The organism is Methylobacterium sp. BTF04, assembly GCF_010692745.1.
In the GTDB taxonomy this organism is placed as follows: domain Bacteria; phylum Pseudomonadota; class Alphaproteobacteria; order Rhizobiales; family Beijerinckiaceae; genus Methylobacterium.
Map to the genome: position 1 here is coordinate 1 of NZ_JAAHTB010000167.1, position 1,625 is coordinate 1,625.

1 protein-coding gene is annotated in these 1,625 nt (G+C 67.9%); it reads right to left on the reverse strand.

Annotated features, from left to right (window positions below; translation table 11 throughout):
• Positions 1-155: 155 nt before the first annotated feature.
• The gene (locus tag G3T14_RS24080) at positions 156-1,499 is read right to left on the reverse strand and encodes an IS1380 family transposase (RefSeq protein WP_163644994.1); all 1,344 of its coding nucleotides are present in this window, start codon (positions 1,497-1,499) and stop codon (positions 156-158) included.
• Positions 1,500-1,625 lie beyond the last annotated feature (126 nt).

Sequence of the window (1,625 nt, forward strand, 5' to 3'; positions counted from 1 at the left end):
CTAGCCCGTCTTATTCACCAGGCGGTGTCTTGCGGCGTGTTCTGGGCTGACGGCGAGCGGGATCGGACGTCTGTTCTGACGCGTGTGGATCGGGATTGGTCTGTCGGCGCTGGAGGGGCAGGAGCGGGTTCGTCGGGGCGTCGCAGCCCCGTCGTTCAGGCCGGTGCCGGGGCGAGCGCGGTCGCGAGGTGACGTAGCAGGTCGGCCTCGGGACAGCTGGCGGCGAAGGCGAGGCGGACGCGGGCCGCGGTTTCTCGAATGCGGGCCCCGAGCTTGAGCAGGCGCAGCCGGATCGTCGTGAACTCGGCCTTGGCGAGGCGGTGCGTGGTCGGGATGGCGTCGCGCACGGTCAGCATTAGCCAGTAGGCGGCGGTGTGGAGCACGAGCCGCATCTGATTGGCCGCCGGGTGCCGGCACGAGGTGCGGTCGGAGGCCAACTGCGTTTTGTGAAGTTTGATCAGGTTCTCGGCCTGTCCGCGGGCGCAGTACAGGTCGGCGTAGAGCCACGTAGGCGTGCCGGTGGTGATGTTCGTGACCACGTAGCGGATATCGAGGCCGAGCCGGGTCGCCTCGATGCGGGCGGCGACGCGGCGCTTCTGTCGCCACGACTTGGCCGCGTGCGTGGTCTCGGCAAAGCCGCGCACCGCCTCCTTGTCGTCTATCGCCCGCACGACCCGGATGTGATCGGCGGTGTCCTCGACCTTGGCGGCGAGCGCCTTGGTGCCGGTCAGGCCGAAGACGTAGGTGACGCCGTTGTCCTCGCACCAGTCCATGACCTCGGGCCGTCCGTAATGGCCGTCGCCGCGGATCGTGATCGCGGTGTTCGGCCAGTGGCGGCGGATCGCCCGGACCAGCCGACGCAGATGGCCCCGCACCTCGCGACCCGAGGGCGTCTTGCCCGGGCGCAGGATCATCGCGACGGGACGGCTGGTGGCGGTGTCGTAGACATGGATCGGCAGGAAGCAGCGTTCGTCGTGGTGGGCGTTGAACAAGGAGAGCTGCTGGTGGCCATGGACCACGTCGCAGGTGTCGTCGATATCCAGCGTGATGGCCTCGGGCGGCGTGGCGTAGCTGGCGCAGTAGAGATCGACCAGCACCCGCCCGAGCCGGATGAGGTCGCGCAGGCCCGGCGTGTTCTCCAGCCGCGAGACGGTGGGTTGGCTCATCAGGTCGTGGCCGCTCTCAGGCAGCCGTCCGCAGGCGAGCTTGAAGGCGGGATCAGCACGCAGGTGGTCGAGGTCATCGGCATCCTCGTACCCGCAAGCAATCGCCAGGATGCGTGCCAGCAGGATCTCGGGCAACGGATGCAGAACCCGGCTCGGATCACGGCGGTCCGGGATCACCGCGGCGAGCTTCTCGGCGACGCCTAGCCGCCGCGCTGCCTGGGCGAGCAACAGGACGCCCCCATCCGAGGTCAGGCGTCCGCCATCGAAGGCGGCTGTGAGCTTCTTGCCGCGGACAGATGGAAACGCGAACGGGAGACACGTAGGATCGGACATGGCGGGCGTGGCGGGCTCGATGCGGTCTGAAGGCTTGGCGTCAGCACCCAATCTCTAAGCCATATCAATGCTTTACGCTACGCTCGCCACCCCAAATCCACCGCCCTCATGAATAAGACGGGCTAG